We start from the raw sequence: 21,835 nt of genomic DNA, 5'->3' as shown, positions 1-21,835 counted from the left end.
CGAGCACGGCCGACTCCCCCCAGCTGTGGGACGGACAGACTCGACGCCGGGCCTGTCGAGCGGCATTCTAGGCCCGCTCGTCGTCGAGGTGCACGTCCTGATCGGGGGACAGATGCCGGATCGGAGGTCTCCGGTCTGCTGAGGTCGGCGGTGCCGTCACGTCGCCGACGATCGCGGGTCAGCGCCAGCCGTAGCGCTCCGCGATCTCGCGGGCCACGACGTCGAACCGCGGCCGATCCAGAGCGGCTCCTTCGCGGCGCATGCCGGCGGGATGCACGCGGAACACGCGTTCGGGATCGACCCAGCTCGGTCGTCCCTCCTGGTCCCAGGGTCCCGTGCCGATCGGGAGGTAGCCGTCGTGCTCCTTCGAGCTCAGGCGCACGGCGAGCACGGTCCCGGCCTTCTCGACGGCGAGCACGAGGACGGGGCGGTCCTTGCCCCGGCCGTCGTCCTCCTCGTAGGGGACCCAGGTCCAGACGATCTCCCCGGGGTCGGGATCCCCGTCCGAGGAGGGGGCGTAGCCGAGGTGGACTCCCCTGACGCGCCCCGGATCGATCTCGGCGGTCCGCCCGACGCCGCTGGCGCCCGGAGTCGTCGCCGTCGTGGTCAGGTACGGCCGCCGCGGGGCCTGGACCGGGTCGGGTCGCGACGCGCTCGCGCGACCGAGCAGTCGGAGGAGCAGGGACGCGACCGAGCGTGAGGAGGGCACTCCGGAACCCTAGCCCGGGCGGGCGGCCGGAGCGTGGACCGCGGAAGGGGTGCCGGCTCCGAGGAGCCGGCACCCCTTCCGGTGCTGTGGTGTGCTGCGAGTGCTAGTCGGCCAGGACGTAGCCGTTCTCGCCGTGGATCGCGGTGTCGATGCCCGCGACCTCGTCCTCGTTCTTGACGCGGAACCCGATCGTGCGCTGGATGATCCAGCCGATCGCGTAGGTCAGGACGAACGAGTAGATGAGGACCGAGAAGGCTGCGATGGCCTGGCGGCCGAGCTGCTCGAAGCCGCCGCCGAGGAACAGGCCGACGTCGGTGCCGAAGAAGCCGATGTAGAGCGTTCCGATCAGACCGCCGACCAGGTGCACGCCGACCACGTCGAGCGAGTCGTCGTAGCCGAGCTTGTACTTCAGGTCGATCGCCAGGGCGCAGACGGCACCGGTGATGATGCCGAGCACGATGGCCCAGAACGGCGAGAGGCTGGCGCAGGCCGGGGTGATCGCGACCAGACCCGCGACGGCTCCGGAGGCGGCGCCGATCGAGGTGGGCTTGCCGTCCTTGATCTTCTCGACGACCAGCCAGCCGAGGATGGCGGCGGCGGGAGCGGCGATGGTGTTGAGGAAGGCGATGGCCGCGAAGCCGTCTGCCGCGAGCTCGGAGCCGGCGTTGAAGCCGAACCAGCCGAACCAGAGGAGACCGGCGCCGAGGAGGACGAACGGCGGGTTGTGCGGCTGGTGCGCGCCCTTGGTGAAGTTGACGCGCTTGCCGAGGACCAGGGCGAGGGCGAGGGCCGCCGCACCGGCGTTGATGTGGACCGCGGTTCCACCGGCGAAGTCGATCGCGCCGACGGAGTAAGCGATCCAGCCGCCGTCGGTGACGCCCTCCTCGCCGAGGGTGAAGTTGAAGACCCAGGAGGCGACCGGGAAGTAGACGATCGTCGCCCAGACCCCGGCGAAGACCATCCACGCGCCGAACTTGGCCCGGTCGGCGATGGCGCCCGAGATCAGCGCGACGGTGATGATGGCGAAGGTCGCCTGGAAGGCGGCGAAGGCCAGCGTCGGGAACGCGGTCTCGATGTCGCCCTGAGCCTCGGCGTAGGCGCCGGCGAGGCCGAGCTGGCTGAGGTCGATGCCGAGGATGCCGTCGATGCCGACGAAGTCGCCCACACCCGCATTGGAGAAGGTGATCGCGTAGCCGTAGAGCACCCACAGCACGCCGATGAGTCCCATCGCGCCGAAGCTGAGCATCATCATGCTGATGACGCTCTTCGCACGAACGAGTCCGCCGTAGAAGAAGGCGAGCCCGGGGGTCATGAGCAGGACCAGCGCCGCCGCCAGGAGCAGGAACGCGGTATTGCCTTGATCCATAGTTGAACCTCTCGTGATTGTGCAGGTCGTGATTGTGCAGGGATGAACCCGATGCGGGAGTGCTGGAGGCGCACATCCCAGAGACACGCGGGTGTCGGGTCACCTCGGGTAGCCCACAGTCTGGCGGCGTGAGGTTTCGTCTCGTGCGGCACGAGGTTTCGCGCAGGTTACGAGCGGACCGGCTGTGTAAATAGCGCGTTACAGCGCGCTGCCGATCACCCCGGTGCCCGCCGACCGATCGCCGTGTGCCCGCTCCCTCAGGCGCGGAACGTACGAACGCCTCGGATCAGGCGGTGGCGAAGGGCGTCATCGAGGTGAGCGCGATGAGACGCGACATCGAGCGGAGGTACTTCTTGCGGTAGCCGCCGCTGAGCATGTCGCCACCGAAGACCTCGTCGAGCGGCACGCCGGTGGCGAGCACGGCGATCTGCGCGTCGTAGACGCGGTCGATGAACGCGACGAGGCGCAGCGCATCGGTCTGGTCGGTGAGCGCCGTGACGTCGCGGAGGACGATGGCGTCGACGCCCTCGATGACCTTGATGTAGCGCGAGGGGTGGACGGTGCCGAGGTGGTCGACGGCCGAGCGGAAGGCGTCGTCCGTGACGACGGCTCCCGCGGGGGCGGCAGCGAGGAGCTCGCCGATCTCGTCGTCGCTCCGCGAGAGCGCATGCCCCTCGATGTCGCGGCGACGGTAGTCGGTGCCGTCGATCCGCATCGTCTCGAAGTGCTCGGCCATCGCGTGGATCTCGCGGAGGAAGTCGGCCGCGGCGAATCTCCCCTCGCCCAGAGCATTCGGGGGCGTGTTCGACGTCGCGGCGATGCGCGTCCCGGAGGCGACCAGCTCGCCGAGCAGCCGGGTCATCAGCATGGTGTCGCCCGGGTCGTCGAGCTCGAACTCGTCGATGCACAGCAGCGCGGAGCCCTTGAGGAGCGAGACGGTCGCCGCGTAGCCGAGCGCGCCCACGAGGGCGGTGTACTCGATGAAGGTGCCGAAGTAGGTGCGGCCGGGCACCGCGTGCCAGATCGCCGCGAGCAGGTGGGTCTTGCCCACTCCGAAGCCGCCGTCGAGGTAGACGCCCGGCTTCACCTCCGGAGCCTTCTTGCGGCCGAACCCGAAGAAGCCGCCGCCCCCGCCCCGCGAGCCGCCTCCCGCAGCGAAGGCGCGCAGCGCCTCCACCGCCTCGGCCTGCGAGGGGTACTCCGGGTCGGGGCGGTAGCTCTCGAAGGTCGCCCCCTCGAACTGCCGCGGCGGGACGAGCGTCGATGCGATCTCATGACCGCTGATCTGCGGCGAGCGCGTCGTGAGACTGCTCGTGGATCGGACGTCGTCGGGGGTCACGCGCACCTCGCATCATGCGTCCGGAGAGGGCCGGCCACGGGGGTCTGACAGTGTGTCGAACTCTTACGCCGCCTTCCGTGCACCCGCGCTCGCGGGCGCGTACTGTCGCTGAAGGGCGGGCTCCAGCGTAGCCCGCCCAAGGAATCACGCCTGCGCTCCGCGCACCACCCTGGAGGTCCTCCTTGTCCGTTGAACTCGATCCGTCGCCGAAGTTCGCCGCTTACGCGCACCCCGAACGACTCGTCAGCGGTGAGTGGCTCGAACAACGACTCGGCACGCCCGGTCTCGTCGTCGTCGAGTCCGACGAGGACGTCCTGCTCTACGAGACCGGCCACATCCCCGGCTCCGTGAAGATCGACTGGCACACCGATCTCAACGACCCTGTCGAGCGCGACTACATCGGCGGCGAGGCCTTCGCCGCGCTGCTCGGCGGCAAGGGCATCGCCCGCGACACCACCGTCGTCATCTACGGCGACAAGAACAACTGGTGGGCCGCCTACGCCCTCTGGGTGTTCACGCTCTTCGGCCACGAGGACGTCCGCCTCCTCGACGGAGGCCGCGACAAGTGGATCGCCGACGGTCGTCCGATCACCACCGACGCCTCGAGCCCGGAGCCGGTCGAGTACCCGGTCGTCGAGCGGCGCGACGGAGACATCCGCGCGTTCAAGGAGGACGTGCTCGCCCACTTCGGCAGCCCCCTCATCGACGTGCGCTCCCCCGAGGAGTTCTCGGGCGCGCGCACGACGGCGCCCGCCTACCCGGAGGAGGGCGCCCTCCGCGCCGGCCACATCCCCAGCGCGCAGAACGTGCCGTGGGGCAAGGCGGCCGCCGAGGACGGCACCTTCCGCCCGCTCGACGAGCTGAACGGCATCTACCGCGACGGCGCGGGGCTCGAGGAGGGCGACTCGGTCATCGCCTACTGCCGGATCGGAGAGCGCTCCTCGCACACCTGGTTCGTCCTGACCCACCTGCTCGGCTTCGAGGGCGTGCGCAACTACGACGGCTCGTGGACCGAGTGGGGCAGCGCGGTGCGCGTCCCGATCGCCACCGGCGCCGAGCCCGGCGAGGCACCCGCGCCCCGGTGAGGACGAGGCCGGAGGACCTCGGGCGCCCAGCGTCCGGGGTCCTCTCCTCTGAGAGGATGACCGTGATGACTTCCGCCGAACTCCCCTCCGCGCTCCGCGACATCCGTGACGAGTTCCTGGCTCTCGACAAGCCCGAGCGGCTGCAGCTGCTGCTCGAGTTCTCGAACGAGCTGCCCGAGCTGCCCGAGCGCTACCGCGACCACCCCGATCTGTTCGAGCGGGTCGAGGAGTGCCAGGCACCGGTGTTCATCGTCGTCGACTTCGACGGCGACCTGGTGCACCTGCACGCGACCGCTCCCCGGGAGGCGCCGACCACCCGCGGGTTCGCCTCGATCCTGGCGCAGGGGCTCGACGGGCTGACCGCCGAGCAGGTCCTCGCCGTGCCGGACGACTTCCCCCAGACGATCGGACTCTCCGAGGCCGTCTCGCCGCTGCGCCTGCGCGGGATGAGCGCGCTGCTCGGCCGCACCAAGCGGCAGATCCGCGCGCACCTGGCCGCGTGATCCTCCAGCCCCTGCTCCCCGTCGGCGATCGCGTGCGCCTCGGCGACGACGGGGCGCGGTCGGTCATCGAGGACGCCTACCGTCCCGATGTCGCGGTGCGGGTGCGACTCAACATGATCGCGAGCGTGAACGGCTCGAGCATCGGCTCCGACGGCACGAGCGAGACCCTCACCAATCGGGTCGACCGCACGATCCTCGGCGTCATCCGGGCCCAGGCCGATGTCGTGGTCGTGGGAGCGGCGAGTGTCCGCGCCGAGGGCTACCGGGTTCCGAAGCGGGTGCCGCTGGCGGTCGTCTCGGCCTCGGGCGACCTCGCCGGTCATCGGCTGGAGCTGCAGGAGGGCGCCCGAGTGCTGCTCCTGGTGCCGGAGTCGTGGCGGGAGGGCCACTCGCTCCCCCGCGGTGTCGAGATCGTCCGCGTCGCGGCCGACGGCGATCGCCTGAGCGTCGACGCGATCCTCGATGCGCTCGCCGGGCTCGGTCTCGAGCGGGTCGTCTGCGAGGGCGGTGCGACGCTCTCGGGCCAGTTCCTCGCCTCCGGCCGGGTCGACGAGATCTGCCTGACGACGGCTCCGCGCGTCGTCCTCCCCGGGCTCCCGGTCGCCCTGGCCGACAGGGCGGTCGACGACCGCTACTCCCTGACCTCGCTCGCGGTCGACGACTCCGGATTCACCTATGCGCGCTGGAGCCGGAACGGCTGAGGCCCCGCCGGGCGAGCCAGAGCTCGACCGACGACTCCCACAGCAGGCGGTCGTCGTTCCACAGCCGGGTGTGCCGGGCGCCGCGGAAGAGCACGAGCTCGACCAGGTCCGGCCGGGCGGCGGCCAGCGCCTCCGAGGGGCCGCTGGGCACGAAGTCGTCGTCGACGCTGTGCATCAGCAAAATCGGCGTCTCGAGCTCTGCAGCGCGGGCGACGAGATCGAGCCCGGCCAGCGGGATCGGCGTGCTCTGGCCGGTGAGGGCGGTCGACCACGGGCGCTGCATCACGGTCATCGCGAGGGCCGCGACGACCGGCGGGATGCGCCGCAGTCGCGCCTGTCCGCGCAGGGTCTCGAACCAGTCGATCACGGGCGAGTCGAGCACGAGCCCGGAGACGACGCCGCGTCGGGAGGATCGGAGGACGGTCTGCAGCGCGATCGCACCGCCCATGGACCAGCCGACCAGGACGACGGACCGCGCGCCGCGCCGCTCGGCGAACCGGATCGCGGCGTCGACGTCGCGCCACTCGGTGTCGCCGAGGCCGTAGCGGCGGTCGGGGCTCGCCGGCGCATCGCCGTCGTTCCGGTACGAGACCACCAGCGAGGTCAGACCGGAGCGGTGGAAGGCGTCGATGCCGCGCAGCGTCTCCTCCCTCGTCGTGCCGCGGCCGTGCACGTGCACGGCCCAGACGTCGGCGTCGGGGTCCTGCGCCGGGAAGAGCCAGGCCGGGGCCGCTCCGAACTGGGTGGGCACCTCCTCCGCCGAGAAGGGGAGGCCCCTTTCGCGCGGGCTGAGGAACAGCCAGCCGTTGATCCTCGCCCGCACGCCCGCGCGGAGCCGGCCGCGGTCGACAGGTCCGAGCTCGCGCACGACGCGTCCGGGCCCGGTGGCCAGCAGCCGACCGACCCGCGCGTGCCCGCGGCCGCCGTCGAACCACAGGCTGAAGGAGCCGCGCACCGAGGAGTCGGCGTCGGCCGCGAGGACGATCTCCCCCGCCTCCTGGCGCACCGCGAGGACACGGGAGTCCTGCGAGCGGCGCGAGGGCGGGATCACCACGCCCCGCACGAACGCCGTGACCAGCGCCGAGGCGCCGACCGCTCCGGCGAGCACCAGGGCGGGGATCGAGAGGATGCCGACGAGGAGGAGGCCGGCTCGACGCCCGCCTTCCGCGGCGTGCCTGCGGGCTTCGGGCATGCGGGAACTCTAGTCTGCGGACGTGTCCGATTTCTCAGCACCGTCTCAGCTCCCGGAGGCGTTCCGGGCCGCGACGGAGTCGATCCGCGCGGTCTCGACGCGATCCGAACTGACGGTCTCCGAGATCGCCTCGCCGACCGGGCTCGCGCCCTGGGCCCTCGCGCTCTCGGGCGACGTGTCACCGCGGGCGCACGGCCGCGACTCCGAGCTGGGCACCGGCCGGTTCATCCTCCTCTACGACCCGGAGGAGCCCGAGCAGTGGGGCGGACCGTTCCGCGTCGTCTGCTTCGCCCAGGCTCCCCTCGAGATCGAGATCGGCACCGACCCGTTCCTCGCCGAGGTCGCCTGGTCGTGGCTGATCGACGCCCTCGAGGTCCGCGGGGCCGCCTACGCGGCGGCGTCCGGTACAGCGACCAAGGTCCTCTCCACGGGGTTCGGCGAGCTCGCGGCGCAGGGCGACGGCGCGCAGATCGAGATCCGTGCCTCGTGGAGTCCCGAGGATGCGCAGCTCGCCGCACACGTGGAAGGCTGGGGAGAGCTGTTGTGCATGCTGGCGGGCCTCCCGCCCGTGTCGGGCGACGGCGTGACCTCACTCGCCTTCCGACGGAACAACCGTGACTGATTACCGCGTCCTCTCCACCCCCTCCGAGTTCCACGCCGCTGTCGACGCCCTCGCGGCGGGTCACGGCCCGGTGGCCGTGGACGCCGAGCGGGCGTCCGGCTTCACCTACTCGCAGCGCGCCTATCTCATCCAGATGTACCGGCGGGGGTCGGGAGCGTTCCTCTTCGACCCCCCGGCGATCGGGAGGATGGACGCCCTGCAGGACGTCATCGGCGACGAGGAGTGGGTGCTGCACGCGGCCAGCCAGGATCTGGCGTGCCTGCGCGAGGTCGGTCTCGACCCCTCCCGGATCTTCGACACGGAGCTCGCGGCCCGTCTGCTCGGTCTGCCCAAGGTCGGTCTCGGCGCCGTCGTGGAGGACCTCCTGGGCATCCACCTGGCCAAGGAGCACTCGGCCGCCGACTGGTCCACCCGTCCCCTGCCGCAGAGCTGGCTCGTCTACGCGGCGAAGGACGTCGAGCTCCTGGTCGATCTGCGCGACCGCATGGAGGAGATGCTCGTCGAGGCCCGCAAGACGCGGATCGCGCGGGAGGAGTTCGAGGCGACGCTGCGCCGGCAGCCCAAGGTCGCTCCCCCCGACCCGTGGCGCCGCCTCTCCGGTGTCCACTCGCTGCGCGGGCTCCGGCCCCTCGCCGTCGCCCGCGAGCTCTGGCTCGCCCGAGACGCCTTCGCGCGCGAGCGCGACATCGCTCCCGGGCGGCTGATCCCGGACGCCTCGATCATCGCCGTCTCGCGCAACATCCCGACGAGCGTCAGCCAGCTCTCGGGGCGTCGCGACTTCACCGGGCGCGCCAGCCGAGGCGAGGTCGAGCGCTGGTGGGCCGCGATCGAGCGCGGCATGACCACGGAGGATCTGCCGACGGCGGTCCGTCCCGCCGCGGACACGCTCCCTCCTCCCCGCGCCTGGGGAGACCGCAACCCGGCCGCCGATGCGCGCCTCAAGGCGGGTCGAGCGGTGGTGGGCGAGATCGCCGAGCTGCTCTCCCTCCCGGTCGAGAACCTGCTGACCCCCGACCTCCTCCGCCGTCTCGCCTGGAGCCCGCCCGAGCCGCTCGACGCCGCGTCGATCGCCGCCGACCTCGAACGCGGCGGCGCGCGGCCCTGGCAGATCGACGCGACCGCCGGCTCGATCGCGACCGCGTTTGTGGAAGCAGCCCAAGCGCCCGCGGAGAGCACGGAAACCGCTTCGTAGGAAGCGGCAAAGGATTCAGGTCCCCTCCGTCCCCTTCCTACGATCGACGGCGACCGTGAGTTCCTGGGAGGCATTGTGGCCGAGAGATCCGAAGTCGTTTTCGTCGATGGAGTCCGTACTCCGTTCGGTCGAGCCGGTGAGAAGGGCATGTACTGGCAGACCAGAGCCGACGACCTCGTCGTCAAGGCGATGATCGGCCTGCTCGAGCGGAACGCGGCGCTGCCGAAGGACCGGGTCGACGAGGTCGCCATCGCCGCGACGACGCAGCAGGGCGACCAGGGGCTCACGCTGGGACGCACCACCGCGCTCCTGGCGGGCCTCCCCCGGTCGGTGCCCGGCTACGCGATCGACCGGATGTGCGCCGGAGCGATGACCTCGGTCACGACGACCGCCGGCGGTATCGCGTTCGGCGCCTACGACGTGGTGATCGCGGGCGGAGTCGAGCACATGGGCCGGCACCCGATGGGCTTCAACGCCGACCCGAACCCGCGCTTCCTCTCTGAGCGGCTCGTGAGCGAGGACGCGCTCAACATGGGCAAGACGGCGGAGCGCATCCACGACCGCTTCCCCCAGCTCACCAAGGAGCGCTCCGACCGCTACGCGCTGCGCAGCCAGCAGAAGCTCGCGGCCGCGTACGAGTCGGGGCTCGTGCAGCCCGACCTGGTGCCGGTGGCGACGCGCAGCGGCTCCGGGTGGGGTCTCGCGACCGCCGACGAGGCACCGCGACCCGAGACGACCCTGGAGGGCCTCGCGGGCCTGCGCACCCCGTTCCGGCCGCACGGGCGGGTGACCGCCGGCAACTCCTCCGGACTGAACGACGGAGCCGCGGTGTCGCTGCTCGCGAGCGCGGACGCCGCGAAGGAGCTCGGGCTCACCGAGAAGATGCGCCTCGTCAGCTTCGCGTTCGCCGGTGTCGAGCCCGAGATCATGGGCATCGGCCCGGTCCCCTCCACCGAGAAGGCTCTGCGGAAGGCGGGGCTCGGCATCGAGGACATCGGCCTCTTCGAGCTCAACGAGGCGTTCGCCGTGCAGGTCCTCTCGTTCCTCGACCACTTCGGCATCGATGACGACGACGCCCGCGTCAACGAGTACGGAGGCGCGATCGCCGTCGGCCACCCGCTCGCCTCCTCCGGCGTGCGGCTGATGATCCAGCTCGCACGGCAGTTCGAGTCGCACCCCGAGGTGCAGTACGGCCTCACCGCGATGTGCGTGGGGCTCGGTCAGGGCGGCTCGGTCATCTGGGAGAACCCGCACTTCGACGGCAAGCGCGCCAAGCGGAAGGGACGCTGACTCATGCTCGACGGATTCGAGAACCTCGTCGATCTCGCCGAGGGCGAGGTCGTCACCCACTCCTACGTGCGCGACGTCCCGCTCGCCAGCGGCCGCGTCATCGCTCTGATCACCCTCGACAACGACCGCGACCACACCCGGCCGAGCACGTTCGGGCCCGCGGGTCTCTTCGAGCTGGCCGACGTGCTGCTCGCGCAGAAGGCGAGGGCCGCCGCCGGAGAGATCCAGGGCGTCGCCGTCACCGGCAAGCCGTTCATCCTGGCCGCGGGTGCCGATCTGAGCAAGGTCGGCAGCATCCCGAGCCGTGAGCTCGGCCGCCAGCTCGCCCGGCTCGGGCACCGCACCCTCGGCATGCTGAGCGAGCTCGGCGTCCCGTCGTTCGTCTTCATCAACGGCCTGGCGCTCGGCGGCGGCACGGAGATCGCGCTGAACGCCGACTACCGCACCGTCGACTCCTCGATCGCGGCTCTCGGACTGCCCGAGGTCTTCCTCGGCATCATCCCGGGCTGGGGCGGGGCGTGGCTGCTCCCGAACCTCATCGGCATCGAGAACGCCCTCAAGGTGGTCGTCGAGAACCCCCTGAAGAACAACCGGACCCTCAAGGGCCAGGACGTGTTCGATCTCGGCATCGCCGACGCGATCTTCCCGCCGGCGGCGTTCCTCGAGGACTCTCTGCGCTGGGCCGACGGCGTGCTCGGCGGCTCGGTGAAGGTCGAGCGCCCGAACGCGCCGGGCAGGCTCGAGCGTCTCGTGAAGTGGGACGTCGCGATCTCGATCGCGCGCAAGCAGCTCGAGTCGAAGATCGGAACGGTGGCGGCATCGCCGTACCGCGCCCTGGATCTGCTCAAGGCCGCGAAGAGCACGACCCGCGAGGAGGGCTTCGCCGCCGAGGACGAGGCCCTCGCCGATCTCGTCTCGGGCGATCAGTTCCGAGCGAGCATCTACGCGTTCGATCTCGTGCAGAAGCGCGCGAAGCGGCCGGCCGGCGCTCCCGACAAGGGGCTGGCGAAGCCCGTCTCGAAGGTGGGAGTCGTCGGAGCGGGTCTCATGGCCACTCAGTTCGCGCTGCTCTTCCTCCGCCGGCTGCAGGTCCCGGTCGTGATCACCGACCTCGACCAGGAGCGCGTCGACAAGGGAGTCGCGACCATCGTCCGCGAGATCGATTCGCTGCTCTCGAAGGGCCGGATCTCGACCGACGAGTCGAATCGGCTCCGTGGACTGATCACCGGGACGACCGACCGCGCCGACTTCGCCGACGCCGACTGGGTGATCGAGGCGGTCTTCGAGGAGCTCGGCGTCAAGCAGGAGGTCTTCGCCGACATCGAGCGCTACGTCTCGCCCACCGCGGTGCTGGCGACCAACACCTCCTCCCTCTCGGTCGAGCGGATCGGCGAGCGTCTCGCGCACCCCGAGCGGCTCGTCGGCTTCCACTTCTTCAACCCGGTCGCGGTGATGCCGCTGATCGAGGTCGTCCGCACGCCGCACACCGACGACGAGACGCTCTCGACGGCGATGGTGACGGCGGCGAAGCTGAAGAAGAACGCCGTGATCACCCGCGACACGCCTGGGTTCGTCGTCAACCGTGTCCTCGCCAAGGTGCTCGGAGAGGCGATGCACGCCGTCGACACCGGCACGCCCTTCGAGGTGGTCGAGCAGTCCCTCGCGCCGTTCGGCCTCCCGATGACCCCCTTCGAGCTCCTGGAGCTGGTCGGGCTCAAGGTGGGCGCGCACGTGCTCGACACCCACCACGCCGCGTTCCCCGACCGCTTCTACGACAGCGCGAACCTGCACCGGCTCGCCGAGCTGGGGCACGTCTTCGAGCGCGACTCGAAGGGGCGGGTGAAGGGAGTCGACAAGCGCGCGGTCGCGATCGTGTCGGGAGGCACCGAGCCGATGACGGCGGACGAGCTGCGCCTGCGTGTCGAGACCGGTCTCGCCGACGAGGTGAAGCGGATGCTGGACGACGACGTCGTGCACGCCGCCGAGGACATCGACCTCTGCCTCATCCTCGGAGCGGGCTACCCGTTCCAGATGGGCGGGCTCACCCCCTACCTCGACCGTGTCGGGGCGAGCGAGCGGGCCTTCGGCGACACGTTCCACCACCCGGTCATCCGCGGCGTGGCCTGAGGACTCCCGACCTCCGGTCGTTCGGCGGGTGCCGGTTCGGTTCGCAGGAGTCGGTGCGGTCTGCAGGGACCGCGCCGACTCCTGCAGCTCGCACCGCAGCGGACGCCTTCGTCGTGTCGGTGGTGCGATGGGGGCTCCACCCCGCGGGTATGACTCGCACCGTGTACGACGTCGGGTCCTCGCTCGACGTCCTCATCGCCGATGAGGAGGCGCCGATCTGCGCCTCGCCTCCGAACTGCTCCCCGCGATCCTCGAGAGCGCCTCCGGTCGCGATGTCCGGGTGGTCGGCGGCGGAGGCGTCGCGGCCCGGTTCGCCGAGGTGCCCGCTCTCGACGAGCTCCGCGTCACGGTGATGCCCGTGGTGCTCGGGAGCGGACGGCCGCTGCTCCCGTTCCGACGTACGGCTCCGCTCGCTCTGATGGGGACGACGACGTTCGGCGGGGGTGCGATCGAGCTGGCGCACAGACTCTGAGGCGGCTCGATGCCGAGGCCGGTCCGCGCCCGACGGAGTTCAGCGTCCGATGCCCGTCAGCGCGCGACGCGGATCAGTCGCTCCGCGCGTCGTCGCGGGCGCCGACCTCTTCGGGAAGCGGCCGGGCGACGGGGATCTTGCTGCCGAGCACCTGCGCCACGACGTCGCGCGCGATGTGCTGCGGGGTGAGCCCGACGTCCTCGAGGATCTCCTCGCGGAGCGCGTGGTCGAGGAACTGGTCGGGCAGGCCGAGCTCGGTCACGGCCGTGTCGACTCCGGCCTCGCGCAGATCCTGGCGGATGCGCGTGCCGATCCCGCCGACGCGGACCCCGTCCTCGATCGAGACCACGATGCGGTGGTCACGGGCGAGCTCGATGACGCTCTTGGGGACGGGGACGACCCAGCGCGGATCGACGACGGTGGCGCCGATCCCCTGTGCTGCGAGGCGGCGTGCGACGTCGAGGCCCATCGTGGCCATCGGGCCGACGGTCACCAGGAGCACGTCCTTGCGCTCGGCGCGCGACAGCACGTCGACCCCGTCCTCGAGGCGCTCGACCGCGTCGATCTCGTCGCCGACGTTGCCCTTCGAGAAGCGCACGACCGTGGGCGCATCGGTCACTCCGACCGCCTCCCTGAGCTCCTCCCGGAGCCGGACCGAGTCGCGCGGCGCTGCGAGCCGGATGTTCGGCACCACCTGGAGGATCGCGAGGTCCCACATGCCGTGGTGGCTCGGACCGTCCGGACCGGTGACGCCGGCGCGGTCGAGCACGAAGGTCACTCCCGCACGGTGCAACGCCACATCCATGAGGATCTGGTCGAAGGCGCGGTTGACGAAGGTCGCGTAGAGCGCGACGACGGGGTGCAGCCCGCCGAAGGCGAGGCCGGCCGCCGAGGTGACGGCGTGCTGCTCGGCGATGCCGACGTCGAAGACGCGGTCGGGGTACTTCTCGGCGAGCCGGTCGAGCCCGACGGGTCGGAGCATCGCGGCGGTGATGCCGACGATGGTCGCGTCCTCGTCCGCGAGCGTGACGATCTCCTCCGCGAAGACCGAGGTCCACGAGCGGGCGCCGCTCGCGCTCAGGGGTTCTCCCGTCTCCGGGTCGATCTGCCCCACCGCGTGGAACTGGTCGGCGAGGTCCTGGACGGCCGGACCGAAGCCCTTGCCCTTCTGCGTGATGGCGTGGACGATGACCGGCTGGCCGTAGTCCTTCGCCTGCTGCAGCGCCTCCTCCATCGCCGTCACGTCGTGACCGTCGATCGGGCCGAGGTACTTGATGTCGAGGTTGGAGTACAGGGCCTCGTTGTTGATGAAGCGGCTGAGGAACCCGTGCATGCCTCCGCGCACGCCGCGGTAGACGGCCGCGGCCGGTCCGCCGAGACGCTCGGAGACGGCCCGCGACCCGCGGTGCAGGGTGCGGTAGGTGCGGCGCGTGCGCACGCCGTTGAGGAAGCGCGCCATGCCGCCGATCGTCGGGGCGTAGGAGCGGCCGTTGTCGTTGACGACGATCACCAGGCCGCGCGCGTTGTCGTCGCTGATGTTGTTCAGCGCTTCCCACGTCATGCCCCCGGTGAGGGCGCCGTCTCCGACGACGGCGACGACGTGGCGGTCGGTCTGCCCGGTCATGGTGAACGCGCGCGAGATCCCGTCGGCCCACGAGAGCGAGCTGGAGGCGTGCGAGCTCTCGACGATGTCGTGCGGCGACTCCGAGCGCTGCGGGTAGCCGGCGAGCCCGCCGCGCTGCCGCAGGCCCGAGAAGTCCTGGCGGCCGGTCAGCAGCTTGTGCACGTACGACTGGTGCCCGGTGTCGAAGATGATCGAGTCGCGGGGCGAGTCGAAGACCCGGTGGATCGCGATCGTCGTCTCGACGACGCCGAGGTTCGGCCCGAGGTGGCCGCCGGTCTTCGACACCTCGCGGACGAGGAAGTCGCGGATCTCCTGCGCCAGGGTCTCGAGCTCGGCCTTGGTCAGGCGATCGAGATCGCGCGGGCCGCCGATGGTCTCGAGAACAGCCATTCGCGCCGCCTTTCCTGGTCGAGGGAGGGTGTGATCGTCTCCCGAGTCTACGCACGGAGGCGCGCAGGAACGCGTGTGCGCCTCCCCCTTGCGGGAAGGCGCACACGCGTGTCGGGATCAGACGAGGGAGCGGAGGACGTACTGCAGGATGCCGCCGTTGCGGTAGTAGTCGGCCTCGCCGGGCGTGTCGATGCGCACGACCGCGTCGAACTCGATCGGCTGCCTGCCCTCTGCCGAGTGGGCGGTCGGCACCGCGACGACGTGGACCGTCTTCGGGGTGACTCCGTCGTTCAGCGCCTCGATGCCCGAGATGCTGATCGACTCGGTGCCGTCGAGACCGAGAGACGCCCAGGACTCGCCGGCGGGGAACTGCAGCGGGATGACGCCCATGCCGATGAGGTTCGAGCGGTGGATGCGCTCGAAGCTCTCGACGATGACCGCCTTGACGCCCAGCAGGCTCGTGCCCTTGGCCGCCCAGTCGCGCGAGGACCCCGAGCCGTACTCCTTGCCACCGAGGATGACGAGCGGGGTGCCCTCGGCCTGGTAGTTCTCGGAGGCGTCGTAGATGAACGACTGCGGCGCGTCGGCCTTCGTGAAGTCGCGGGTGTAGCCGCCCTCGACGCCGTCGAGGAGCTGGTTCTTCAGCCGGATGTTCGCGAAGGTGCCGCGGATCATGACCTCGTGGTTGCCGCGACGCGATCCGTAGGAGTTGTAGTCCTTGCGGTCCACTCCGTGCGCCGCGAGGTACTGACCTGCCGGGCTGTCGCCCTTGATCGAGCCCGCGGGGCTGATGTGGTCGGTCGTGACGGAGTCGCCGAGCTTGGCGAGCACGCGGGCATCGGCGATGTCGGAGACGGGCGTGGTCTCCATCGTCATGCCGTCGAAGTACGGGGGCTTGCGCACATAGGTCGAGTCCTCGTCCCACTCGAAGATCGAGCCCTCCGGGGTCTGCAGCGCGCGCCAGCGCTCGTCGCCCTCGAACACGCCGGCGTACTGGGTGTCGAACATCGACTTGTCGATCGAGGAGTCGATCGTCGCCTGGACCTCGGCGGCGTCCGGCCAGATGTCCTTCAGGAACACGTCGTTGCCGTCACCGTCGGTGCCGAGCGCGTCGACCTCGAAGTCGAAGTTCATCGAACCGGCGAGGGCGTAGGCGATGACCAGCGGCGGGCTCGCCAGGTAGTTCATCTTCACGTCGGGGTTGATCCGCCCCTCGAAGTTGCGGTTGCCCGAGAGCACGGCGGTGACGGCCAGATCGTTGTCCTGGACCGCCGCGGAGATCTCCTCGAGCAGCGGGCCCGAGTTACCGATGCAGGTCGTGCAGCCGTAGCCGACGGTGTAGAAGCCGAGGGCCTCGAGCGACTCGGTGAGCCCCGCCTTCTCGTAGTAGTCGGTGACGACCTTCGAGCCCGGAGCGAGCGTGGTCTTGACCCACGGCTTGGCCTTCAGGCCCTTCTGCGCCGCGTTGCGGGCGAGGAGGCCCGCCGCGAGCATGACCGACGGGTTCGAGGTGTTGGTGCAGGAGGTGATGGCCGCGATCGCGACGGCGCCGTGGTCGATGGTGAAGGTCTCGCCCTTGTCGCCGAGCTCGACCGTCGTGGGCTTCGAGGCCGTCGACGGCGCGTGCGAGCGGTGGATGTGCTCGTGCGAGCTGTGCGCGTCCTGCGGCTGCAGCTCACCGGGGTCGGAGGCGGGGAACGACTCCGAGATCGTCAGGTCGACGATGTCGTGCGAGACGTCGGCGTAGTTGTTCAGATCGGACTCGAACTGCGTCTTCGCCGAGGTCAGCTCGATGCGGTCCTGGGGACGCTTCGGGCCGGCGATCGACGGGACGACGGTGCTGAGGTCGAGCTCGAGGTACTCGCTGAAGACGGGCTCGACGTCGGCGTCGTGCCAGAGCTTCTGCAGCTTCGAGTACTGCTCGACGAGCGCGATCTGCTCGTCGCTGCGGCCGGTGAGGCGCAGGTAGTCGAGCGTGACGTCGTCGATCGGGAACATGGCCGCGGTGGAGCCGAACTCCGGGCTCATGTTGCCGATGGTGGCGCGGTTCGCGAGCGGGACCTCGGCGACGCCGGCTCCGTAGAACTCGACGAACTTGCCGACCACGCCGTGCTTGCGCAGCATCTCGGTGATGGTGAGGACGACGTCGGTGGCCGTCACGCCCGTCGGGATCGCGCCGGAGAGCTTGAAGCCGACGACCTTGGGGATGAGCATCGAGACGGGCTGGCCGAGCATGGCCGCCTCGGCCTCGATGCCGCCGACGCCCCAGCCGAGGACGCCGAGTCCGTTGACCATCGTGGTGTGCGAGTCCGTGCCGACGCAGGTGTCGGGGTAGGCGCGCAGGACGCCGCCGACCTCGCGCGTCATGGTGACGCGGGCCAGGTACTCGATGTTGACCTGGTGGACGATGCCCGTTCCGGGCGGGACGACCTTGAAGTCGTCGAAGGCGGTCTGGCCCCAGCGCAGGAACTGGTAGCGCTCGCCGTTGCGCTCGTACTCGAGCTCGACGTTGCGCTCGAGGGCGTCCTCGGTCCCGAACAGGTCGGCGATGACCGAGTGGTCGATCACCATCTCGGCGGGGGCGAGCGGGTTGATCTTGTTCGCGTCGCCGCCGAGGGCCGCGACGGCCTCGCGCATGGTCGCGAGGTCGACGATGCAGGGCACGCCGGTGAAGTCCTGCATCACCACGCGTGCAGGGGTGAACTGGATCTCGGTGTCGGGCTCCGACTCCGGGACCCAGTCGCCGAGGGCGCGGATGTGGTCGGCGGTGATGTTCGCGCCGTCCTCCGTGCGGAGGAGGTTCTCGAGCAGCACCTTGAGGCTGAACGGGAGCTTCTCGTGACCGGGGACCCGGTCGATGCGGAACACCTCGTAGTCGGTCGAGCCGACCGTCAAGGTGTCCTTGGATCCAAAGCTGTCTACCGCGGACATGTCGCCCTCTCCTTCGCTGACGTCGCTCCGCCGACGGGCGGACCCACGTATCCGTCTCCATCTTGGCGACCGCGCATCGCGACCTGCCACCAAGGAGGACCTAACACCTCGACGCCGTCGCACGGCCGGATCCGCCCCGGGAGGACGGGTGGGCAGGCGTGCTATTTATCTCGACGTCGAGACAATTCTACGCACGTCCGGCGGTCGGTCCCTCGTCGGCGCGCTCCGCCGCGCCGCGGTACTCGGAGCGGACGGCGAGAACCGTCAGCACGAGCAGCGGCGCATAGAGAGGGAGACCGAGCACCAGCTTCCACGTGCCCAGTGCGGTCGTGTCCTCGGCGAGGAAGAGCGGGTACTGCACGGCGAGACGGAGGAGGAAGAGGCCGGCCCAGGCGAGGGTGAGCGCCGAGAACAACCGGCGCTTGCGCCGGTCGGCGCGCCACTGGGTGCCGTCCCCCATCAGGTAGCCGGCGGCGACTCCGATGAGCGGCCAGCGCACGAGCACCGAGACGAGGAACACGAGTCCGTAGGCCAGGTTGGTGATCAGCCCGGGCACGAAGTTGTCCACGGCGCGGCCGGTGAACAGCGCGAGCGCCGCCGAGACGACGACGCCCAGGAGGCCGCCGACCGCCTGGACGACTGGGGTGCGCCCGAGGATCCGCGCGACGGTGAAGAGAACCGCCATGCCGACGGACGCCACGAGGGAGAGCACGAGCTCTCCCGTGATCGTGAAGAGGAGGACGAAGGCGATCCCGGGCACGACGGCCTCGAGGATCCCCCGCACACCGCCCATGGTCCGCAGGAGGGCCCGCCCGTCGAAGGGCTCGCCGTCGGCGACCACGCCCAGCCCGGAGCGCCGCGCCGCCTCGGCTATCGCCTCGCCCACCTCGGGGCGGGCCGGCTCCTTCTGGCTGTCCCCGCGCTCCGGCGGGCTCGACTCCATGCGGTCAGCTCGCGCTCTGCTGGGTCTGGCCGCCGGTCGGCACCTTGAGCGGGATCAGATCCCGCGGAGGCATCGGACCCGTGCCGCGCACGACGACGATGCTCCGGAAGAGCTCCTCGACGGCGGCGGCCGCCTGCTCGTCGACCGCGCCCGCCCCGGCGATGACACCCCGGAGGAACCAGCGCGGACCGTCGACCCCGACGAAGCGCGCGACGCGGGTCTGCCCGCCGACGATCGGCAGCTCGGCGACGAGCTCGGGCCCGAACGTCCCCTCGCGCTCGGCGGTGGTGCCGCCCTGCTTGGCGATCTGATCGGCGATCTGGCCGCGGATCTCGTGCCAGAGACCCGACGACCGCGGCGCGGCGAAGGGCTGCACCTGGAGGGTCGAGCCGGCGTAGTCGAGGCCGACGGCGATGACGCGCTTGGTCCCCTCCTCGACCTCGAGGCGGATGTGCATGCCCTCGCGGGGCAGCACCTTCACTCCGCCGAGGTCGATGTAGGGACGGACCGGGTTGGCCTCGCGCTCGTCGAGGGGGCCGGCCTCTGCCCGGTCGTCGGGGGCGGACTTCTCGAAGTCCTGCTCCACGGGCTCGGCGGACGCGTCGGTCGTGCCCGCGGGCTGGATGTCGCTCATGCGGTCTCCTCAGTGGTACTGGCCTGGTGGGTGCCCGCCGTCCCCGCGACGACGTCGGCGGAGTACCCGGTCGAGCCGAATCCACCGGCCCCGCGGGCGGAGTCGGGGAGCTCGTCGACGGGGACGAAACGGGCGCGGACGACGGGGACGATCACGAGCTGCGCGATGCGGTCGCCCGCGGCGATGCGGTAGCTCTCGCGGGGGTCGGTGTTGAGCAGGGCGACCCGGATCTCGCCCCGGTAGCCCGCATCGATCGTGCCGGGTGCGTTGACGATCGTCAGACCGTGCTTGAAGGCGAGACCGCTGCGCGGGACGACGAAGCCGACGTGGTCCTCCGGGAGTGCGATCGAGACTCCGGTGCCGACGCTGACGCGCTCCCCCGGGGCGAGCACCACGTCGTCGGTGGAGCGCAGATCCGCCCCCGCGTCACCGGGATGCGCGTAGGACGGGAGCTGCTCCGCACGGATCGGGACGTCGACGGATTGATTCACGTGACGAGGGTAGTCCAGTTGTCTGGTGCAATAGAGCTATGCAGTCCTACCGGGAGAGGCTGTGGCCCGCGCCCTGGCTCTTCGTCTCCACAGCCCTCGTGATCCCCGCCAGCATCCTCGTCTTCGCGCCGATCGACCTCGTCGTCGGCGTCATCGTGGCCGTGGTGCTGTACGCGGGCTGCGTGGTGTCGCTGCTCACCCTGTCGCCGACGATCGAGATCGTCGACGGAGAGCTGAGGGCCGGACGCGCGCACATCCCTCTCGAGCTGGTGGGCGAGCCGACGGCGTACACGGGCGAGCGCGCCTTCGCGCAGCGCGGACCGCGGCTGGACGCGAGGGCGTTCCTCGTGATCCGGGGCTGGGTCAAGGACGTGGTCAAGATCCCGATCGAGGACGCGCAGGACCCGACCCCGTACTGGCTGCTGTCGAGTCGTCGCCCCAACGACATCGTCGCCGCGATCCGAGGATCACGGCGACGGAGCGGTCGTCCTTCCGAGCGAGGAGACGCCTAGGCGGCGCACTCCAGGCAGATCGGTCCGAGCTTCTCCTCGTGGTCGATCTGGGAGCGGTGCTTCACGAGGAAGCAGTTGACGCACGTGAACTCGTCCGCCTGGGGCGGAAGGACCACGACGTCCAGATCGAGGTCGGAGAGATCGGCGCCGGGCAGTTCGAATCCGCCCGGGTTGTCGGCGTCATCGACGTCGACGACTCCGGACATCTTGTCGGGGACTCGCTCCTTCAGGGCCTCGATCGACTCGGAGTCGTCATCGGTCTTGCGGGGGGCGTCGTAGTCCGTAGCCATTCCCATTCCACTTCTTATTCAGCTGTTCGAAAATTCGGCGGGGTCAGTGTGCATCAAGACGTATCGATTCGCAAACCGCATCGACGCGGTCTTGACAGGCCCTTCGGAGCACCGGTGACGGGCTCCGCGGAGCACTCCCCGACGAGGTGCGGCGCACCTCCCCCGAGGGGGTCGGCGACGCCTTCCTTCCGCCCCAACTTTCGACCCGCCCGGTGTATTCCCGGGCATCCGGCCGATCGCGTGCGATCCTTGCCCCGTTCGCGTCCAGAAGGAGGTCCAGCACGATGATGGAACTGAAGGTGATCGGCGTCGAGAGCGGATCGCTCGTCCTCGTCTCGGACGGCGGCGAACGGTTCTCGGTCCGGATCGACGAGACGCTGCAGAGCCAGCTCCGGCCCCGCGTGCACTCCCTGCCCGCCCGCGAGAAGCGCGTGTCGCCGCGGGAGATCCAGGCTCACATCCGCTCCGGCCTGTCCGCGGACGAGGTCGCCGAGCTGACGGGAGCCGCGCTGGACTACGTCGAGCGCTTCGAGGGCCCGGTGACCGCCGAGCGCGAGCACATCGTCGCCTCCGCCCTCGCCGTCCGCGTCTACACGAGCGCCGATCCCGATCCTCTCGAGGAGGGCACTCCCTTCGGCGACGTCATCCGCGAGCGCCTCGCGGCCCTGGGCGCCGAGGGCGAGCAGTGGTCGAGCTGGAAGGAGGACGAGGGCTGGGTCGTCAAGCTCCTGTTCCGCTCCGACGAGATCGACCACGACGCACGGTGGCGCTTCGATCCGAAGAAGGCGGTGCTCTCCCCGCTCACCGCTGAGGCGACGACGCTCTCGCAGCAGGGTGAGATCCGGCCGACCCTCATCCCCCGCCTGCGAGCGGTCATCCCCGCCGCCGTCGACGAGCTCGCCACCCGCTTCGACACCGACGCGTTCGCGAAGCCGGCGCCCGACGCCCCGCGCGCGCCGCGGTCCGAGCATTCTGCGCCGGGTCGTCCGTCAGCCGTACGCCAGCACTCGCGGCCGGCCGCTGTCCGTCAGTCGGACACCGAGCCGCAGCCCGCGCTGTCCGATGCACCGCGCCCCGTCTCCACGCTCCCCCGTCCGGTCTCGAGCACCACGGAGCAGCGCGAGCGCAACCTGAACGACACCGCGGATCTCCTCGACGCGCTCCGCCGCCGACGGGGCGAGCGCGATCACGCCTCGACCCTGCGCGTGCGCGAGGATCCGGAGCGCGAGGCCCCGGTCGTCGAGAAGACGCCCGAGCCCGAGCGGCCCACTCCCCCGAACGACCACCCGGCGGCCGGCTTGCGCACGGGCCTTCGCAGGGGTCGCGCGGCGATGCCGAGCTGGGACGAGATCGTCTTCGGCGCACGCAGCGACGACTGAGCCGTGTCCCGCCTCCCTGGCCGACGCTCGGGAGGCGCGCAGG

At 70.7% G+C, this 21,835-nt stretch carries 20 protein-coding genes; 10 read left to right on the top strand and 10 right to left on the bottom strand.

The window, feature by feature from the left end; all coding sequences use genetic code 11:
* Positions 1-178 precede the first annotated feature (178 nt).
* The 3 genes from B9Y99_RS07220 to zapE all read right to left on the bottom strand — a co-directional run bounded on the left by B9Y99_RS07220 (position 179) and on the right by zapE (position 3,414).
* Positions 179-709, bottom strand: a complete 531-nt coding sequence (locus tag B9Y99_RS07220; RefSeq protein WP_129587929.1) for a type II toxin-antitoxin system PemK/MazF family toxin — start codon at positions 707-709, stop codon at positions 179-181.
* Between the two features lie 103 nt (positions 710-812).
* The gene (locus B9Y99_RS07215) at positions 813-2,075 is read right to left on the bottom strand and encodes an ammonium transporter (protein ID WP_085475828.1); all 1,263 of its coding nucleotides are present in this window, start codon (positions 2,073-2,075) and stop codon (positions 813-815) included.
* 286 nt (positions 2,076-2,361) lie between these two features.
* Positions 2,362-3,414 (bottom strand): cell division protein ZapE, encoded by a 1,053-nt coding sequence (gene zapE, locus B9Y99_RS07210; protein WP_085476291.1) that lies wholly within the window; start codon positions 3,412-3,414, stop codon positions 2,362-2,364.
* Positions 3,415-3,596: 182 nt separating this feature from the next.
* Between zapE and B9Y99_RS07205 the strand changes: the two genes are divergently transcribed.
* The 3 genes from B9Y99_RS07205 (at position 3,597) to B9Y99_RS07195 (ending at position 5,703) form a co-directional block, all read left to right on the top strand.
* Entirely contained in the window at positions 3,597-4,499 is a 903-nt protein-coding gene (locus tag B9Y99_RS07205; protein WP_085475827.1) for a sulfurtransferase, read from the top strand.
* Between the two features lie 65 nt (positions 4,500-4,564).
* Positions 4,565-5,002, top strand: a complete 438-nt coding sequence (locus B9Y99_RS07200; RefSeq protein WP_085475826.1) for a SufE family protein — start codon at positions 4,565-4,567, stop codon at positions 5,000-5,002.
* Positions 4,999-5,703: a dihydrofolate reductase family protein gene (locus B9Y99_RS07195; protein WP_244274793.1), complete on the top strand. Its 705-nt coding sequence runs from the start codon at positions 4,999-5,001 to the stop codon at positions 5,701-5,703. The genes B9Y99_RS07200 and B9Y99_RS07195 overlap by 4 nt, the downstream gene beginning before the upstream one ends.
* On the opposite strand, the gene B9Y99_RS07190 is transcribed toward B9Y99_RS07195, so the two are convergent.
* Positions 5,672-6,895 carry an alpha/beta hydrolase family protein gene (locus tag B9Y99_RS07190; protein ID WP_085475825.1) on the bottom strand — a complete coding sequence of 408 codons (1,224 nt, stop codon included), beginning with the start codon at positions 6,893-6,895 and terminating at the stop codon, positions 5,672-5,674. The genes B9Y99_RS07195 and B9Y99_RS07190 overlap by 32 nt on opposite strands.
* Before the next feature lie 22 nt (positions 6,896-6,917).
* On the opposite strand from B9Y99_RS07190, the gene B9Y99_RS07185 reads away from it, so the two are divergent.
* The 5 genes from B9Y99_RS07185 (at position 6,918) to B9Y99_RS07165 (ending at position 12,598) form a co-directional block, all read left to right on the top strand.
* On the top strand, positions 6,918-7,517 hold the full coding sequence (locus tag B9Y99_RS07185) for a DUF3000 domain-containing protein (RefSeq protein ID WP_085475824.1): 600 nt from the start codon (positions 6,918-6,920) through the stop codon (positions 7,515-7,517).
* Entirely contained in the window at positions 7,510-8,709 is a 1,200-nt protein-coding gene (locus B9Y99_RS07180) for a ribonuclease D (RefSeq protein WP_085475823.1), read from the top strand. The genes B9Y99_RS07185 and B9Y99_RS07180 overlap by 8 nt, the downstream gene beginning before the upstream one ends.
* Positions 8,710-8,784: 75 nt before the next feature.
* The gene (locus B9Y99_RS07175) at positions 8,785-9,999 is read left to right on the top strand and encodes a thiolase family protein (protein ID WP_085475822.1); all 1,215 of its coding nucleotides are present in this window, start codon (positions 8,785-8,787) and stop codon (positions 9,997-9,999) included.
* 3 nt (positions 10,000-10,002) lie between these two features.
* A complete protein-coding gene (locus tag B9Y99_RS07170; protein WP_085475821.1) occupies positions 10,003-12,126 on the top strand; it encodes a 3-hydroxyacyl-CoA dehydrogenase NAD-binding domain-containing protein in 2,124 nt (707 codons plus the stop codon).
* A gap of 217 nt (positions 12,127-12,343) precedes the next feature.
* Positions 12,344-12,598 (top strand): dihydrofolate reductase family protein, encoded by a 255-nt coding sequence (locus B9Y99_RS07165; protein WP_085475820.1) that lies wholly within the window; start codon positions 12,344-12,346, stop codon positions 12,596-12,598.
* A 73-nt stretch (positions 12,599-12,671) separates the two neighbouring features.
* On the opposite strand, the gene dxs is transcribed toward B9Y99_RS07165, so the two are convergent.
* The 5 genes from dxs to dut all read right to left on the bottom strand — a co-directional run bounded on the left by dxs (position 12,672) and on the right by dut (position 19,611).
* The gene (dxs, locus tag B9Y99_RS07160) at positions 12,672-14,612 is read right to left on the bottom strand and encodes a 1-deoxy-D-xylulose-5-phosphate synthase (RefSeq protein WP_085475819.1); all 1,941 of its coding nucleotides are present in this window, start codon (positions 14,610-14,612) and stop codon (positions 12,672-12,674) included.
* Positions 14,613-14,729: 117 nt separating this feature from the next.
* Entirely contained in the window at positions 14,730-17,543 is a 2,814-nt protein-coding gene (gene acnA / locus B9Y99_RS07155) for an aconitate hydratase AcnA (protein WP_085475818.1), read from the bottom strand.
* A 187-nt stretch (positions 17,544-17,730) separates the two neighbouring features.
* On the bottom strand, positions 17,731-18,486 hold the full coding sequence (locus B9Y99_RS07150; RefSeq protein WP_085475817.1) for a DUF3159 domain-containing protein: 756 nt from the start codon (positions 18,484-18,486) through the stop codon (positions 17,731-17,733).
* Positions 18,487-18,490: 4 nt separating this feature from the next.
* On the bottom strand, positions 18,491-19,120 hold the full coding sequence (locus B9Y99_RS07145) for a DUF3710 domain-containing protein (protein ID WP_085475816.1): 630 nt from the start codon (positions 19,118-19,120) through the stop codon (positions 18,491-18,493).
* Positions 19,117-19,611: a dUTP diphosphatase gene (dut, locus tag B9Y99_RS07140; protein WP_085475815.1), complete on the bottom strand. Its 495-nt coding sequence runs from the start codon at positions 19,609-19,611 to the stop codon at positions 19,117-19,119. The genes B9Y99_RS07145 and dut overlap by 4 nt, the downstream gene beginning before the upstream one ends.
* Positions 19,612-19,649: 38 nt before the next feature.
* On the opposite strand from dut, the gene B9Y99_RS07135 reads away from it, so the two are divergent.
* Complete coding sequence (locus tag B9Y99_RS07135) at positions 19,650-20,123, top strand: DUF3093 domain-containing protein (RefSeq protein WP_085475814.1); 474 nt, start codon at positions 19,650-19,652, stop codon at positions 20,121-20,123.
* On the opposite strand, the gene B9Y99_RS07130 is transcribed toward B9Y99_RS07135, so the two are convergent.
* Complete coding sequence (locus B9Y99_RS07130) at positions 20,120-20,413, bottom strand: DUF4193 domain-containing protein (RefSeq protein WP_085475813.1); 294 nt, start codon at positions 20,411-20,413, stop codon at positions 20,120-20,122. The two genes, B9Y99_RS07135 and B9Y99_RS07130, sit on opposite strands and share 4 nt — an antisense overlap.
* Positions 20,414-20,697: 284 nt before the next feature.
* Here B9Y99_RS07130 and sepH point away from each other — a divergent pair, with 284 nt between their 5' ends.
* Complete coding sequence (gene sepH, locus B9Y99_RS07125) at positions 20,698-21,792, top strand: septation protein SepH (protein WP_085475812.1); 1,095 nt, start codon at positions 20,698-20,700, stop codon at positions 21,790-21,792.
* Positions 21,793-21,835: the final 43 nt, after the last annotated feature.

Source organism: Rathayibacter oskolensis (genome assembly GCF_900177245.1).
In the GTDB taxonomy this organism is placed as follows: Bacteria; Actinomycetota; Actinomycetes; order Actinomycetales; family Microbacteriaceae; genus Rathayibacter; species Rathayibacter oskolensis.
The sequence above is the reverse complement of the archived record's forward strand: the minus strand, read 5'-3'. Positions and strand labels throughout refer to the sequence as shown.

Excerpts from the sequence above, each read along its gene's own strand:
- B9Y99_RS07215 (WP_085475828.1), bottom strand. The coding sequence starts at position 2,075 with ATGGATCAAGGCAATACCGCGTTCCTGCTCCTGGCGGCGGCGCTGGTC.
- B9Y99_RS07200 (WP_085475826.1), top strand. The coding sequence starts at position 4,565 with ATGACTTCCGCCGAACTCCCCTCCGCGCTCCGCGACATCCGTGACGAG.
- B9Y99_RS07190 (WP_085475825.1), bottom strand. The coding sequence starts at position 6,895 with ATGCCCGAAGCCCGCAGGCACGCCGCGGAAGGCGGGCGTCGAGCCGGC.
- B9Y99_RS07170 (WP_085475821.1), top strand. The coding sequence starts at position 10,003 with ATGCTCGACGGATTCGAGAACCTCGTCGATCTCGCCGAGGGCGAGGTC.
- dxs (WP_085475819.1), bottom strand. The coding sequence starts at position 14,612 with ATGGCTGTTCTCGAGACCATCGGCGGCCCGCGCGATCTCGATCGCCTG.
- acnA (WP_085475818.1), bottom strand. The coding sequence starts at position 17,543 with ATGTCCGCGGTAGACAGCTTTGGATCCAAGGACACCTTGACGGTCGGC.
- B9Y99_RS07150 (WP_085475817.1), bottom strand. The coding sequence starts at position 18,486 with ATGGAGTCGAGCCCGCCGGAGCGCGGGGACAGCCAGAAGGAGCCGGCC.
- B9Y99_RS07145 (WP_085475816.1), bottom strand. The coding sequence starts at position 19,120 with ATGAGCGACATCCAGCCCGCGGGCACGACCGACGCGTCCGCCGAGCCC.
- B9Y99_RS07135 (WP_085475814.1), top strand. The coding sequence starts at position 19,650 with ATGCAGTCCTACCGGGAGAGGCTGTGGCCCGCGCCCTGGCTCTTCGTC.
- B9Y99_RS07130 (WP_085475813.1), bottom strand. The coding sequence starts at position 20,413 with ATGGCTACGGACTACGACGCCCCCCGCAAGACCGATGACGACTCCGAG.
- sepH (WP_085475812.1), top strand. The coding sequence starts at position 20,698 with ATGATGGAACTGAAGGTGATCGGCGTCGAGAGCGGATCGCTCGTCCTC.